The 14,127-nt window shown below is 71.1% G+C and carries 13 protein-coding genes; 8 read left to right on the top strand and 5 right to left on the bottom strand.

The window, feature by feature from the left end:
* Positions 1-59 precede the first annotated feature (59 nt).
* Positions 60-854 (top strand): MBL fold metallo-hydrolase, encoded by a 795-nt coding sequence (locus Asi02nite_RS28850; protein WP_203717138.1) that lies wholly within the window; start codon positions 60-62, stop codon positions 852-854.
* 57 nt (positions 855-911) lie between these two features.
* On the opposite strand, the gene mdh is transcribed toward Asi02nite_RS28850, so the two are convergent.
* Complete coding sequence (gene mdh, locus Asi02nite_RS28845; RefSeq protein ID WP_203717137.1) at positions 912-1,862, bottom strand: malate dehydrogenase; 951 nt, start codon at positions 1,860-1,862, stop codon at positions 912-914.
* A 69-nt stretch (positions 1,863-1,931) separates the two neighbouring features.
* On the bottom strand, positions 1,932-3,050 hold the full coding sequence (locus Asi02nite_RS28840) for a peptidoglycan DD-metalloendopeptidase family protein (RefSeq protein ID WP_203717136.1): 1,119 nt from the start codon (positions 3,048-3,050) through the stop codon (positions 1,932-1,934).
* Between the two features lie 446 nt (positions 3,051-3,496).
* On the opposite strand from Asi02nite_RS28840, the gene Asi02nite_RS28835 reads away from it, so the two are divergent.
* The 7 genes from Asi02nite_RS28835 to Asi02nite_RS28805 all read left to right on the top strand — a co-directional run bounded on the left by Asi02nite_RS28835 (position 3,497) and on the right by Asi02nite_RS28805 (position 11,421).
* On the top strand, positions 3,497-5,128 hold the full coding sequence (locus Asi02nite_RS28835; RefSeq protein WP_203717135.1) for a peptide ABC transporter substrate-binding protein: 1,632 nt from the start codon (positions 3,497-3,499) through the stop codon (positions 5,126-5,128).
* Positions 5,129-5,251: 123 nt separating this feature from the next.
* Positions 5,252-6,178: an ABC transporter permease gene (locus Asi02nite_RS28830; protein ID WP_203717134.1), complete on the top strand. Its 927-nt coding sequence runs from the start codon at positions 5,252-5,254 to the stop codon at positions 6,176-6,178.
* Positions 6,171-7,118, top strand: coding sequence for an ABC transporter permease (locus Asi02nite_RS28825; protein WP_203717133.1), 948 nt, complete (start codon positions 6,171-6,173; stop codon positions 7,116-7,118). The genes Asi02nite_RS28830 and Asi02nite_RS28825 overlap by 8 nt, the downstream gene beginning before the upstream one ends.
* Positions 7,115-8,278, top strand: coding sequence for an ABC transporter ATP-binding protein (locus Asi02nite_RS28820; protein ID WP_203717132.1), 1,164 nt, complete (start codon positions 7,115-7,117; stop codon positions 8,276-8,278). The genes Asi02nite_RS28825 and Asi02nite_RS28820 overlap by 4 nt, the downstream gene beginning before the upstream one ends.
* A complete protein-coding gene (locus tag Asi02nite_RS28815) occupies positions 8,271-9,272 on the top strand; it encodes an ABC transporter ATP-binding protein (protein WP_203717131.1) in 1,002 nt (333 codons plus the stop codon). Before Asi02nite_RS28820 ends, Asi02nite_RS28815 begins: the two co-directional genes overlap by 8 nt.
* Entirely contained in the window at positions 9,272-9,925 is a 654-nt protein-coding gene (locus Asi02nite_RS28810) for a formylglycine-generating enzyme family protein (protein ID WP_203717130.1), read from the top strand. Before Asi02nite_RS28815 ends, Asi02nite_RS28810 begins: the two co-directional genes overlap by 1 nt.
* A gap of 32 nt (positions 9,926-9,957) precedes the next feature.
* Positions 9,958-11,421, top strand: a complete 1,464-nt coding sequence (locus tag Asi02nite_RS28805; protein ID WP_203717129.1) for a metallophosphoesterase family protein — start codon at positions 9,958-9,960, stop codon at positions 11,419-11,421.
* Here Asi02nite_RS28805 and Asi02nite_RS28800 read toward each other — a convergent pair whose 3' ends face one another.
* The 3 genes from Asi02nite_RS28800 to Asi02nite_RS28790 are packed head-to-tail and all read right to left on the bottom strand — an operon-like array spanning position 11,422 to position 14,089.
* Positions 11,422-12,447, bottom strand: a complete 1,026-nt coding sequence (locus Asi02nite_RS28800) for an aldo/keto reductase (RefSeq protein WP_275410400.1) — start codon at positions 12,445-12,447, stop codon at positions 11,422-11,424.
* Between the two features lie 44 nt (positions 12,448-12,491).
* The gene (locus Asi02nite_RS28795) at positions 12,492-13,571 is read right to left on the bottom strand and encodes a hypothetical protein (RefSeq protein WP_203717127.1); all 1,080 of its coding nucleotides are present in this window, start codon (positions 13,569-13,571) and stop codon (positions 12,492-12,494) included.
* Positions 13,568-14,089 (bottom strand): SigE family RNA polymerase sigma factor, encoded by a 522-nt coding sequence (locus tag Asi02nite_RS28790; protein WP_203717126.1) that lies wholly within the window; start codon positions 14,087-14,089, stop codon positions 13,568-13,570. Before Asi02nite_RS28790 ends, Asi02nite_RS28795 begins: the two co-directional genes overlap by 4 nt.
* Between the last annotated feature and the right edge of the window lie 38 nt (positions 14,090-14,127).

Here is a 14,127-nt window from a genome sequence, read left to right as displayed (position 1 = left end):
CTTCGACACAGGGCCTATGGGGGGCCTCGCCCCGGGCCGCACCGTGGGACCATCGGGCGATGCCCCTCCAGCGCCAGGTCGGAGAAGCCACGATCATCGCCCTACCCGACGGCGAAGGTCCCTTCTTCGAGCCACGAACAAAGGCATTTCCCACCGCAACACCGGACGATTGGCGCAGAGCCGACGAAACCGATCCCGCGTCCGTCACCGCGGGCGGCGACTGGCTCCTGCGCTTCCGCTGCTTCGCGATCCGCCTGGGCGACCGCACCGTCGTCGTCGATGCCGGCATCGGCCCGGCCGACTCGCCCGCCGCGGCGTGGGCGCCCGTGCCCGGCCGGCTCCCGGCGTCGCTCGCCGAGGTCGGCATCGATCCGGCCGAGGTCGACACCGTCGTCCTGACCCACCTGCACACCGACCACATCGGCTGGGCCATGCGCGACGGCGGGGCGTTCTTCCCGAACGCGCGCTACCTCATGCAGCAGGCCGAGATCGCGGCCATCAAGGAGCACGGGGCACCGGCCGGCCCGTACGCGATCGAGCCGTTGCTGGCCGCCGGCCAGCTCGACGCGATCGACGGCGAGCACCGGCTGGCGCCGGGCCTTCGGGTGATCCACACGCCGGGCCACACGCCCGGCCACCAGTCGGTGCTGCTCGAGGACGGCGGCGAGACGGTGCTGGTCACCGGCGACCTGCTCGTGCACGCGGTGCAGTTGGTCACGCCGGAGACGGCCTACACGCACGAGATGGACCCGGAGGTCGCGCGGACGACCCGGGTGGCGGTGCTCCGCGACGCGCGTGCGAAAGGGGCCACCCTGGCGGTTTCCCACCTGGGTGACCCCTTCGTCACGCTGTAGCGAAAGGAACGGTCCGTTATTAACGCATAGCGTTAATAACGGACCGTTCCTTTCGCGTCAGAGGTTGGCGACGTCGCCCTGCTTGGCGCGGACCGCCTCGGCGGCCTCGCCCAGGGCGGCGCGCTCGGCCTGCGTGAGGTCGGTCTCGACGACGCGCTTCACGCCGCCCGCGCCGATCTCGGCCTCGACGCCCAGGTAGACGCCGTTGATGCCGTATTCACCGTCGACCCAGGCGCAGACCGGCAGCACCGCGCCGCTGTCCTCGGCGACCGCGCGGGCCATCCGGGCGGCCGCGGCCGACGGGGCGTAGTAGGCCGAACCGGTCTTGAGCAGCGCGACCACCTCGGCGCCGCCGTTGCGGGTGCGCACGACGAGCTCGTCGATCTTCTCGGCCGGCAGCAGCTCGGAGAGCGGCTTGCCGTTGACCGTGCACTGCGAGGGCACCGGCACCATCGTGTCGCCGTGCGAGCCCAGGGTCAGCGTCTTGACCGTGCCGACCGGGACGGCCAGCGTCTCGGCGACGAAGTTGCTGAACCGGGCGGTGTCGAGCATGCCGGCCTGGCCGAGCACCCGGTTCTTCGGGAAGCCGGTGGCGATCTGGGCCAGCGCGGTCATCTCGTCGAGCGGGTTCGACACCACGATCACGACGGCGTCGGGCGCGTGCCGGGCGACCTGCTCCGAGACGCCCCGGACGATCTTGGCGTTGGTCTCCAGCAGGTCCATCCGGCTCATGCCCGGCTTGCGCGGGAGGCCGGCGGTGATCACCACGATGTCGGAGCCGGCGATCTGCTCGTAGCCCGAGCCGTCGGTGCCGGTGGTGACGCCGACGACCTGGGTCTCGAAGCCCTCGATCGGCCGCGACTGGTTCATGTCGAGGGCGAGTCCCTCGGGCTTGCCGTCGATGATGTCGGTGAGCACGACGGTCTCGAAGACGTCGTACTCGGCCAGCCGCTGCGCCGTCGTCGAGCCGTAGAAACCGGCACCGACGACGGTGACCTTCTTGCCCATGGTCGCCTCAACTCCCTGTTACCGGCAGATTTCCCGCGACCGTATCAGCGCCGGTCAGGATGCCCTTCCCTAGGGGCACCAGCCGTTCACCGGGTCACTGCGGCCGGTCCAGAGGAAGGCGTCGCTGACGTAGCTGCCGTCCTTGAGCTTGCTCCACAGGTTGGTCTTGACTCCGTCGCGGCCGGTGTGGGTCTCGCCCCGGGCCGAGCAGACGATGTCCAGCGTGTCGCCGTCGGCGCTCTCGCCGACCGCCGCGTAGCTCGTGCCGGGACCCGCCCGGTGGATGCTGGAGCCGCCGCCGTCGGTGTCGACGATGCCCTGGCGGAAGCCGAGGCGCCCGTAGTTGTAGAGCCCGTCGCCGACGTCGGCCCGCTCCGAGCCGTGCAGCGCGTACCCCTCGTAGGACTTGGCGGTCTGGCGGATGACCCACTTGCCGACGGCGTGCCCGTTGATCGCCACGTACTTGTTCTTGTATCGCAGCGAGAAGTGCACGTGCGCCCCGGTCGACGACCCGCCGCAGGACACGTCGTTGCCGATGTTGCCGAGGAACACCCCGTCGCCGATCCGCTTGCCGCTGACCTTGAGGTTGCCCTCGAGGTGGTAGTAGTCGGTCGCCCACCCACGGTCGTGGACGACCCGGATCCAACCTTTGTTCGACGAGCACATCGTGTACGCGAGCCCCGCGCGCGCCGACAGCACCTTGCCGTCACCGCCGGAGAGGTCGATCGAACTGCGCACGCTGGTGCTCATCGGGTGCGGCCCGCCGGTCAGCGTCCAGGTCTGGCCGTTCGCGTAGGGCAGCCGCAGGCCGGTGCGCCGGTCGAGCGCCTCGGCCCGGGTGCGGTCGACGCCGAACACCTTGCGCTCCTCCGAGCTGAGGATCGGCGAGCGGCTGGCGAGGTCGGCGAAGGCCCGCTCGCCCTCCAGCGCGGCGGTCCAGCCCGCCCGGTCGCGGTAGGCGATGAACAGCCAACCCTCCGGGTAGGCTCCCGCCACCTTCGGTGCTACCAGCACCGCGGTGCCGAAGCCCCACGTGCTGGTGGTCCGCCCGGCGATGTTCACCTGCGGCTCGGGGGCCGGCAGGGGAGACGCCTTGCTGCGGGTGATCAGCAGTTGCCGGACGACGGCGGCGAGGTCCGATCGGGGGCCGGCGTGCGCGGTGGCCGCGACTCCGGCAGATCCGATCAATGCGGTTAGGACGGCAGATGCGGCTATTGCGATACGGAGTCGCATAACACGATGATCGGAAATTGGGACAACTCGGTCACGTCGCCACGCCGACCGGGGTGTCCTCGGTCGAGATCGAGGCCGACGGCCCACCGGTCACAGTGGGTAGTCGCACGCTAGCGGCCTGCCGCAGGTATATCCGACTTATCCGTCTTAGGGACGGGCCGTTTTGCTCCGAATCCTGAGGCATAATTTTCCCCGGTCCACTCGTGACCTTGCGTTGGGTGGCTGTTCCACAACAGACGAAAAGCTTGACCCGCAACACCTGGCCGGACCGGCGTCGTGACCTCGCCGTGATCGCCGGTTTTGGCTGAGGCAGTCGGTTGACTAACCTTTGCCGTCGTTGCACTGCGTCACCCGACCGGTGGCGCGTCGACCCGCGCGCGAAGTGCCACCGAGGAGGCTCAATGCAGGTTCGCAGGCTGATCGCCGGAACCGTCGTACCCCTGGCCGTCACCGCCGGTCTGGTCGGTTGCAACAGCGGTGACTCGGCGAAGGTCGACCCGGACGGTGTCGTCAGCATCCAGATCGCCGAGCCGCAGCACATGACGCCGGCCAACAGCAACGACGCCAGCGGCATCCAGGTGCTCTCCGCCCTGTTCGCCCCGCTGGTCAGCTACGACGACAGCTTCAAGCCGGTGCCGGACGCCGCCGAGTCGGTCGAGTCCCAGGACCACAAGACCTGGACGATCAAGCTCAAGGACGGCTACACGTTCCACAACGGCGAGAAGGTCACCGCCGACAACTACATCGACGCGTGGAACTACGCGGCCTACGGCCCGAACGCGCAGAACAACGGCTTCTTCTTCAGCCGGATCGGTGGCTACGCGGCGACGCAGTCGAAGGACCCGGACGGCGCGGAGGGCCCGGAGAAGGCCCCGACGCCCAAGGCCAAGACGATGAGCGGCCTCAAGAAGGTGGACGACCTCACCTTCCAGGTCACCCTGTCGGCGCCGTTCACCGAGTTCGAGACGATGCTCGGCTACAGCGCCTTCTACCCGCTGCCGAAGGCCGCCTTCTCGGCACCCGGCGTGGTCAAGGAAGACTTCGAGAGCGCGCCGATCGGCAACGGCCCGTTCATGATGAACGGCAAGTGGGAGCACGACGCCAAGGTCGAGGTGGCCAAGTATGACGGCTACCCGGGCGCGAAGCCCAAGGTCGGCGGCGTCGAGTTCCGCATCTACCTGCAGCCCAGCGCCGCGTACGCGGACGTGCTCTCCGACAACCTCGACGTGATCCCGCAGATCCCGACCGAGAGCATCCCCACCGCGCCCGACGACCTCGGTGACCGCTTCCAGCGCAGTTCGGCGTCGCAGTTCCAGTTCCTGGCGTTCCCCACGTTCGAGCAGGAGTTCTCGAACCCCGACGTGCGCAAGGCGATCTCCAAGGCGATCGACCGCGACGAGATCGTCCGGTCGGTCTTCAAGGGCTCGCAGCAGTCGGCGCGCTCGTTCGTCTCGCCGGTCGTCGCCGGCTACCGCGAGAACACCTGCGGCGACGCCTGTGAGTTCAACCCGCAGGCGGCCAAGCAGCTTTACCAGCAGGCCGGCGGCCCCAGCAAGATCACGCTGTCGTACAACTCGGACGGCCCGCACAAGGACTGGATCGACGCGACCTGCAACCAGCTCAACGCCAACCTGGGCGTCGAGTGCACCGCGGTGCCGGAGGCGAAGATCGCGGACCTGCTCGACAAGGTCGAGGCGAAGACGCCGGTCGGCATCTTCCGGCTGGGCTGGATCATGGACTACCCGTCCATGGAGAGCTACCTGAACCCCCTCTACTCGACCACCGGCTCGTCGAACTACTACGGCTACAGCAACGGTGACTTCGACCGCCTGCTCGAAGAGGGCTCCAAGGCGGCGACGCAGGAAGAGTCCATCAAGAAGTACCAGCAGGCCGAGGACATCCTGGCCCGCGAGCTGCCGGTGATCCCGCTGCGCTTCACGCAGAACAACTTCGGTTACTCGACCCGCGTGCAGAACGTCGTGGTCGACCTGTTCAGCCGGATCGACCTCACCCAGATCGAGGTCCTGGGCTGACCTGGCGCACCCCGCGACCGCCGGTCCTTTCCGGGACCGGCGGTCGCTGGCCGTCAGCGGACGCGGGGTAAGTTCACTTTCCGATCCTCACCCAGGTCACCCGGCGCACAGAGACTGGCACGCATGGCTCGCTACATCATCAGACGTCTGCTCCAGATGGTCGTCACCTTCATCGGGACGACCTTCGTGGTGTACGCCCTGATGTTCGCGAACCAGAACGACCCGCTGCAGGCGCTCGCCGGCGACCGGCCCGTCAGCGACAACGTCCGGCAGGTGCTCACCGAGCAGTACCACCTCGACGACCCGTTCCTCGTGCAGTACGCCTACTACATGAAGGGCCTGCTCACCGGCGACCTCGGGCGCACCCTCACGGGCCGGCCGATCGGCGACGTGATGGCCGACGCCTGGCCCAACACCATCAAGCTGGCCCTGCTCGCGCTCTTCTTCGCCGCGCTGTTCGGCATCGGCGCCGGCCTGGTCGCGGGCCTGCGCCGCGGCACCGTCTTCGACAACACCACGCTGGCGCTCACGCTGGTCGTCGTCGGCCTGCCGATCATCGTGCTCGCGCCGATCGCGCAACTCGTCTTCGGCGTCAAGCTCGGCTGGTTCCCGACCACCGCCGGCGCCCGGCCCGACCTCTACGGGCTGATCCTGCCCGCGCTCGTGCTCGGCGCCGCCTCGACGGCGACCATCCTGCGCCTGACCCGCACGTCGGTGGCCGAGAACGTGCGCGCCGACTACGTGCGGACCGCCCGCGCCAAGGGCCTCGCCGTCCGCCGGGTCGTCTCGGTGCACGTGCTGCGCAACTCGCTGATCCCGGTGATCACGCTGATCGGCGTCGACCTCGGCAACCTGATGGCCGGCGCGATCGTCACCGAGGGCGTCTTCAACATCCCGGGCGTCGGCTCCAAGCTCCTGTTGGGCATCCAGACCGAGGACGGGCCGCTGGTCGTCGGCTTCGTCAGCGTGCTGGTCATCGTCTTCCTGGTCACGAACCTGCTCGTCGACCTGCTCTACGCCGTACTCGACCCGAGGATCCGGTATGAGTGACCTGGAGATGGCGGCCACCACCGAGTTGGGCGCGCGGCCCGGGGAGGTGCCGCCCGCCGCCGGTGGCACCCCGCCGCCGAAGACCCGCAGCCTGGCCGGCGACGCCTGGTACGACCTGCGCCGCAACTGGATCTTCTGGGTCGCGGCCGCGCTGGTCGTGCTGGTGGTCCTGATGGCCGTCGCGCCCGGGCTGTTCAGCTCGGCCGACCCGACCGCGTGCAACACCCGCCGCCAGTACGCGGGCCCGTCCGGCGGCGCGATCCTCGGCTACGACTTCCAGGGCTGCGACGTCTTCTCCCGCACCGTGCACGGCGCCCGCGCCTCGGTGCTGGTCGGCCTGTTCGCCGTACTCCTGACCGGCGTGATCGGTCTGGTCTTCGGCATGCTGGCCGGTTACTTCGGCGGTTGGCTCGACGCGCTGCTGTCCCGGGTGATCGACGTCGTGCTCGGCATCCCGCTGCTGCTGGCCGCGATCGTGCTGAGCAAGCGGCTGGCCGCGGACCGCTCCGGCTCCGGCATCGTCAGCGTGGTCATCGTGCTCGGCATCCTCGGCTGGACCACCGCGGCCCGGGTGATGCGCTCCTCGGTGCTGGCCGCGCGCAGCCAGGACTACGTCGCGGCGGCCCGGATGCTCGGCGCCGGCCCGCTGCGCATCATGTGGCGGCACATCCTGCCGAACGCGCTCGCGCCGTTCATCGTGGTGCTGACCATCGCGCTCGGCACGTTCATCGCGACCGAGGCCACGCTGTCGTTCCTCAACATCGGCCTGCGCCCACCGGCGATCTCCTGGGGCATCGACATCGCCACCGCCGGCAAGCACGTCCGCGAGGCGGCCATGCCGCTGATCGCGCCCTCGTTGTTCCTGACCCTGACGGTGCTCGCGTTCATCATGTTGGGCGACGCCATCCGGGACGCCTTCGACCCGAAGCTGCGCCGATGACCTACCAGCAGTATCCGCACCCGACGCACGGTTACCCCGCGTCCGGCGAGTCGCAGACCGCGCCCGTGGTGGCCGGCTGGGGCGACGACCGGTCCGCCTCCTGGGACACGCCGACCGCCGCCTGGACGACCGCGCCGAGCCGGGCCCGCGTCGAACGGCCGACCTCCGGCGAGCACCTGCTCGACGTGCGCGACCTGCGGGTCGAGTTCGACACCCGGGACGGCGTCGCCCGCGTGGTCAACGGGATCTCGTTCCACGTCGACCCCGGCGAGACGCTGGCGATCCTCGGCGAGTCGGGTTCCGGCAAGTCGGTAACCGCGCAGGCGGTGCTCGGCATCCTGGACACACCCCCGGCGGTCGTCCGCGGCGGCCAGGTGCTCTACGGCGGCGAGGACCTGCTGACCATGGCGCCGGAGCGCCGCCGGCAGGTGCGCGGCCAGGAGATCGCCATGGTCTTCCAGGACGCGCTGTCGGCGCTCAACCCGGTCTACCCGGTGGGCTGGCAGATCACCGAGGCGCTGCGCTCGCGGCGCGGCATAGCGAAGGCCGACGCCAAGCGGCGGGCGGTCGAGCTGATGGACCTCGTCCGGATCCCGGCCGCCGCGCAGCGCGTCGACGACTACCCGCACCAGTTCTCCGGCGGCATGCGGCAGCGGGTCATGATCGCGATGGCCCTGGCGATGCGGCCCAAGCTGCTGATCGCCGACGAGCCGACCACGGCCCTGGACGTCACCGTGCAGGCCCAGATCATGGACCTGCTGGCGACGCTGCGGGCCGAGCTCGAGATGGCGCTCATCCTGATCACGCACGACCTGGGCGTGGTCGCCGACGTCGCGGACCGGATCACCGTGATGTACGCGGGCCGGGTCGTCGAACAGGCCGACGTGCACACGCTGTACGGCGCGCCCGCCCACCCGTACACCCGTGGGTTGCTGGCCTCGGTGCCCCGCCTGGAGCGGCGCGGCCAGGGCCTGCACTCGATCAGCGGCACCCCGCCGAACCCGATCGCGATCCCGCAGGGCTGCGCGTTCCACCCCCGGTGCCCGTACGCGCAGCAGATGTGCCGGATCACCGAGCCGACGCTGCTGCGGATCGGCCGCCTCGACCGGGCCAGCGCGTGCCACTTCCCGCCGGAGGCGCTCGATGCCCGTCATGCCTGAGCCGATCCTGCGGGTCGAGAACGCGGTCAAGCACTACCCGATCAACCGCGGCCTGCTGCTGCCCAAGAAGGTCGGCGCGGTCAAGGCCGTCGACGGTGTCAGCTTCGAGCTGCGGCCCGGCGAGACGCTGGGTCTGGTCGGCGAGTCCGGCTGCGGCAAGTCGACGCTGGCCAAGCTGCTGATGCGGTTGGAGACGCCGACCGCCGGCCGGGCGTACCTCAAGGGTCACGACCTGTTCCGGATGCGCGCCGGCGACCTGCGGCGGCTGCGGCGCAGCATGCAGATGGTCATGCAGGACCCATACACCTCGCTCAACCCGCGGATGACGGTCGCCGACATCGTCGGTGAGCCGTTCGACATCCACCCGGAGGCCGCCCCGAAGGGCAACCGCGACATGGCCGTGCGGGAGCTGCTGGAGCAGGTCGGCCTCGGCCCGGAGCACGCGAACCGCTACCCGCACCAGTTCTCCGGCGGCCAGCGCCAGCGCATCGGCATCGCCCGCGCCCTCGCGCTGCGGCCCGAGGTGATCATCTGCGACGAGCCGGTGTCGGCGCTGGACGTCTCGGTGCAGGCCCAGGTGGTCAACCTGCTGGAGCGGCTGCAGGACGAGTTGGGTCTCGCGTACATCTTCATCGCCCACGACCTGTCCGTGGTCCGGCACATCAGCGACCGGATCGCGGTGATGTACCTGGGCCGGATCGTCGAGACCGGCACGGCTGACCAGGTCTACCTGCGCCCGACCCACCCGTACACCCAGGCCCTGCTGTCGGCGGTGCCGGTGCCGGACCCGACGGCCCGGGCCCGCCGGCAGATCATCCGGCTGTCGGGCGACGTGCCGTCACCGGCCGACCCGCCCAGCGGGTGCCGCTTCCGGACCCGCTGCTGGAAGGCGCAGCCGCGGTGCGCGAGCGAGGAGCCACCGCTGTCGCAGCGCGCCGTCGACCCGCACCCGTCGGCCTGCCACTACGCGGAACTGCACCAGGTCATCGCTTGATGGTGGACCTGCCGGCCGGCAGCGTGACCCTGGCCGACCGGCGCACCCAACGGCGGTGGACGGTCGACGTCGCGGCGTTCCGGCTGGCCGCGTTCCCGGTCACGCAGGCGGAGTACGCGGGCGTCACCGGCGCCTGGCCGAGCGCGGCGGCGCGCGGGGAGCGGCTGCCGGTGGAGAGCGTCTCGTGGCTCGACGCGGTGGGTTACTGCAACGCGCTGTCGTCGGCCTGCGGGCTCGCGCCGGCCTACGGCATCGCCGGCGCGGACGTGACCTGGGACCGGGCGTCTCCCGGCTATCGGCTGCCGACGGAAGCCGAGTGGGAGTACGCGTGCCGGGCGGGCACCACCGGGCCGCGCTACGGGCCGCTCGACGAGATCGCCTGGTACCGCGGCAACTCCGGTGAGCGGATCCACGAGGTGGGCGGCCGGCGCCCGAACGCGTGGGGGCTGCACGACATGCTCGGCAACGTCTGGGACTGGTGCTGGGACGTGTACGACGCCGAGGTCTACGGGACCTATCGCGTGTTGCGCGGCGGTGGCTGGTTCGACGAGCAGTGGAGCTGCCGGGCCTCGGTGCGGCGGCGCAGCCACCCGACGTACCAGGTCGACGATGTCGGCTTCCGGGTCGCGCGTACCCTGCGTGTCACGTCCTAATTGTCCGGACTGCTCCTGGAATGATCCCCGGCGTGACACGTCGAACTGTGCTGCGTCTCGGGGTCTCGGTCGGTCTGTTGCTCGCGGCGGCCCTCACCTCGGCCGCAGCCGGCCCGGCTGCGGTCAGCTCGGACCTCGCCGGCGATGGCTACAACCCGGCCAACCCGCCGCGGATGGGCTGGGCCTGGACGCAGCTCGTCCCCGACGGGGTCCAGGTCCGGTACGCGACCCCGGAGGCGACCTGCCCGTTCGTCGTCGAGACGATCGGCACCAGCACGCAACGGCACCAGCTCGTGCCCGAGTTCCAGGTCGGCGCGTACCCGTCGACGGCCACGCTCTGCGCGCGCCGGGTCAACCCGGCCGCCACCGCGGCGCGGATCGACACCAGCGGCGTCGGCGTGCCGGTGCACCCCGATCCGCAGGGCAACGTGCCGATACCGGGATACACCCAGCCCAACCCGGCTCGGCCCCGCCCGGCGAGCATCGCCGTCATCGGCGACACAGGCTGCCGGATCCCGGCGAGCGGCCCGATGCAGCGGTGCGACGCGCAGGGCTGGCCGCTCGCGGAGGTCACCGACAGCGCCGCGACGAAGCCCGTACCGCCGGATCTGGCTGTCCACGTCGGCGACTACCTCTACCGGACCTCGCCGCGCCGCCAGCCCACCGACCTGTGCGGCGCGGCGGGGCTCGGCAACAACGCGCACACCTGGGGCTGCCTGGTCACGGACTTCTTCCTGCCGGCCGAGGAACTGCTGGGCCGGGCGCCGTTCGTGTTCGTCCGCGGCAACCACGAGAACTGCGGGCGCGGCGGTGAGGCGTGGTTCCGCTACCTGGCCGCCGAACCCAGCACGACGGCGTGCACGAGCAACCCGCCGCAGGACTTCAGCCCGCCGGAGCGGATCCGGGCCGGCTCGCTGACGCTGCTCAACATGGACACCTCGTGCGCCTCGGACGAAGGCCCGGCGCCGACCTGCGACCGGGGCGCGCGGCTCGCCCGCTACACGGCGGAGTTCGACACCGTCAACGCGAACGTCAGCGGCGACACGTTCCTGCTCAGCCACACGCCGCTGTGGGCGGTGCACGGCCGCACGGCCAACGACAACCCGCTCTGGATCGACGAGTTGCTCGACGACGCGATCCGGGCGAGCGGCCTGCAGCAGCTCAACCCCGGGATCGGCGCCGTGCTCTCCGGGCACGTGCACCTCTACCAGGCGCTCGACTTCGGTGGCGCGGCGGTGACCTACCGGCCGCCGCAGCTGACCGTCGGTGCCTCGGGCACGACCCTGGACCCGAAGGACTGGGTCGACAGCCAGCTCGTCGGCAAGGACGTCGACCGCCTGCCGCTCGGCCAGCTCATCACCCGGCGCGAGTGGGGCTACGCGGTGCTGAGCCGGCCCGGGGCGGCCTGGCACGTGGGCTTCCACGACCGGGCCGGCAACCCCGTGGCGGGCACCGACTGCGACCTCGGCGTCGGGCAGTTCGTCAATTGTCAGTAACTAGCTGGGCAGGCGGCGGCCGCGCTGGTCGATGCCCGCCCGCCCGTACGGGTAGTCCGCGACGCGCGGCGCGCTGACCTCGTCGAGCCGGGCCCGCTCGTCGGCGTCCAGGACCAGGTCGCCGGCGGTCAGGTTGTCGTCGAGCTGCGCGGTCGTCCGGGCGCCGAGGATCACCGAGGTGACCGCCGGCGCGTCGGCGAGCCAGGCCAGCGCGATCGCGGCCATCGACACACCGCGGGCCTTGGCGATGTCACCCAGCGCCTCGATGATCTGCCACGTCTGCTCGGACGCGTTGCGACCGGCGTACGCCTCGACGCCCCTGTTCGGGTTCTCGCCCAGCCGGGTGGCGCCGGTGGGCACCTCGTCGCGCTGGTACTTCCCGGTCAGCCAGCCGCCGCCGAGCGGCGACCACGGCAGGATGCCGACGCCCTCCTCGAGGCAGACGGGCACGACCTCGTGCTCGATGTCGCGGGCGAGCAGGTTGTATTGCGGCTGGAGCGTGACGATCGGCGGCAGGCCGCCGAAGCGGGCCAGCAGCACGGCCTTCTGCAACTGCCAGCCGACGAAGTTGCTGACGCCGACGTACCGGATCTTCCCGGCCCGCACCGCGTCGTCGTAGAAGCGCAGCGTCTCCTCGATCGGCGTCATCGGGTCCCAGGCGTGCGCCTGGTAGAGGTCGATCGTCTCGACGCCGAGCCGGCCCAGGCTGGCGTCGAGCGCCCGGCTGAGGTGGGTCCGGGACAGGCCGGCGTCGTTGGCGCCGTCGCCCATCGGGAACCGGCCCTTGGTCGCGATGACCAGGCGGTCGCGTACGCCCGGCCGCGCGCGCAGCCAACGACCGATGATCTGCTCCGAGATGCCCCGGGAGTAGACGTCCGCGGTGTCCAGGAAGGTCCCGCCGGCCTCGACGAACCGGTCGAGCTGTGCCTGCGAGCCCGCCTCGTCGGTCTCGGCGCCGAACGTCATCGTGCCGAGACAGAGCGTAGAGACGACGGTTCCCGTGGATCCGAGCCGGCGATACCGCATGAGCATTCCTCCCCTTGCCGCGTGAGCGGGCCCAATCTATCCCGCTAGTTCGACGGGACCGGGAACCAGGTCTCGGGGCGGGCCACCGTGGCGAACCTGAGACCCTTGGTCATCTCCGTGAGCTCCGCCGCCGACAGGGTGCCCGACATGTCGTGGACCTCCGCGTAGAACCGGCCGTCGATCGGGACGTCGCAGAAGTGCTCGCCGACCGGGCACGGTGGGTTCACCGGGTGCCGGTACGGGCCTTCGCGGTCAACCGGCGAGATCCGCACGGCGATGGCGGGCAGGCCGGCCCCGGTCAGGTCCAGTGGCGCCGCGAGCGAGTCGAAGCCGGTGTCGGCGGGGACCCAGATCGTCTCCGCCAGCAGGGAGTCACCGGTGGTCAGGTTGCGGCCGACGGCGGCGACCGTCCAGCCGTTCGGCACGTAGCCGGCCTTGACCGGCGCGGTGGCGGGCCGGGCCCCGCCGGGTGCGAACGCGTCGACGATCCGCCGCAGGGAGACCGCGGGCAGGCCCTGCTTGGCGTCGTCGTCGTTCGACTCGAGGGTGGCCCACGCGTCCTCCGCGTACTGCCAGGCGAGGGCGGGAAGCGGGATGACCTTGGTCGTCGTCTTGCGGGTGCCCGGCGTGCCGTACACGATCGTGCGGTCGACCATCGCGGCCCAGCCGGGGCGGCCGTTCATCTCCAGCGGCGCGCCGGCCCTGAACCGGTCGGGCCGGAAGACGCCGGCCGCGTAGACGGTGAGGACCCCGACGTCCGGTGCGCCTTCGCCGCCGGGCCGCCGGACGAGCGCCTGCTGGTAGGTCGGGGCGATCCGCAGGGGATCGGTCACCTCGAAGCCGCCGACGCGGAAGCCGGCGAAGGTGGCGGTGAGCGGTCGGGCCGGCACCGCGGTGGTCGCCGTCTCCAGCGGCACCTCGGTCGGCCGGTCGGCCGGTGTGCCGGACGTCGCGACGAGCAGGGTCGCGGCGACGGCGACCAGGCCCAGGCCGGCGCCGCCGAACGTACCGGTCCGGGAGCGCCGCAGCCGTCGTCGCCCGGCGCGGATGATGTCGTCGACCGTGTCCGCCGGCGGTGGCGGGTCACCCTTGGCCGTTTCGAGCAGCTGTCGAATGTCGCTCATCGGGAGTCTCCTCCTTGCGCGGTGGTGACACGGTTCTCGTCGGCGGCGAGCGCGGCCCGCAGCGCCGCCAGGCCACGGGCGGTCTGGCTTTTCACGGTGCCCTGGCTGCGCCCGAGCACCTCGGCGGTCTCCTCGACACTGAGCTGCTCGTAGAAGCGCAGCACGAGGACGGCGCGCTGCCCCGGTGGCACCCGCGCGAGGGCGGCCTGCACGTGCAACCGGTCGTCGACGGCGCCGTACCGGTCGGGTCCGGGTTGTTCGGGCAGGAGGTCGCCGGCCGCCTGCTCCCGGCGCCACGGCCGGCGGGTCTCGTCGATGGCGGCGAGAACGACCATGCGCCGGGCGTACGCGTAGGGTGCGGCGATTCGGTTCCACCGCACGTAGAGCTTGCTGAGCGCGGCACCGACCGCGTCGTCGGCCATCGCCCAGCTGCCGCAGGTCAGGTAGGCCAGCCCGCGCAGGGTCTCCCGAGCGTTGGTGACGAACTCACGAAACTCCTCTTCGTCAGGTCCCTTCACGCGTCCGCGCTCCTTCCGTCGGGAGCAAGACGGTCGCG

Origin of the sequence: Asanoa siamensis (genome assembly GCF_016862555.1) — a bacterium.
GTDB classification, from domain to species: Bacteria; Actinomycetota; Actinomycetes; order Mycobacteriales; family Micromonosporaceae; genus Asanoa; species Asanoa siamensis.
The sequence above is the reverse complement of the archived record's forward strand: the minus strand, read 5'-3'. Positions and strand labels throughout refer to the sequence as shown.